This window comes from Pseudomonas sp. K5002 (assembly GCF_013386655.1).
Lineage (GTDB): Bacteria > Pseudomonadota > Gammaproteobacteria > Pseudomonadales > Pseudomonadaceae > Aquipseudomonas.
Genome location: NZ_JACARK010001376.1, coordinates 1 through 652, shown reverse-complemented (window position 1 = coordinate 652; position 652 = coordinate 1). Strand labels below are relative to the sequence as shown.

The 652-nt window shown below is 65.8% G+C and carries 1 pseudogene; it reads left to right on the top strand.

The window, feature by feature from the left end:
• Positions 1-652: pseudogene (locus HX846_RS36510) on the top strand (alpha/beta hydrolase); the annotation flags it as partial.

Here is a 652-nt window from a genome sequence, read left to right as displayed (position 1 = left end):
CGTGGCGCAAGGCTTGGGCGCAGGCCGGTTATGCGGTGCTGTCGGTTCAGGAGCCCGCCCATGATCAGTCGATCTTTGCCTCGCAGCAGGCGGTATATGGTGACTTTCGTGGGATGGCGAGCAGTCATTACTCCGCCGCCGCCCTGCGTGACAGGCTGTCGACCTTGCAGAAAGTCCTGAGCGAAGTTCGGGCACGGGCCGCCAAAGGCGACGCGCAACTGGCGGCCATCGACTGGAACCAGGTGGTGGTGGCCGGCTTTGATTTTGGCGCGCAGACCGCTGAGGCACTCGCCGGGGCGTTGGAGCCTGGGGCCACCCCGGGTGTCGGGCTTCAACCCAAGGCGGTGTTGCTGCTCAGCCCTTATGTGGACGCCGATGCCCGGCCGGACGTGTTCGCCCGGATAACGGCGCCCGTGCTGTCGATGACCGGCCAGCAGGATGAAGACCCGTTCAACTGGGTCAGCTCTTACCGTCAGCGAGAGGTGTTGGGCGAGTCGGTGACAGCGGCGGGCAGTGTTCAGCTGGAGTTGAACAGTGCGACGCACAAGACCTTGTCCGGGAGCGAGCTGTTCAGCCGGCAGGCGAAAAGGGCCGACAAGGGCAGTGCTTCGTCTGGCGACGCGCCCAAGGGGCGAGGGCGCAAGCACGGCGC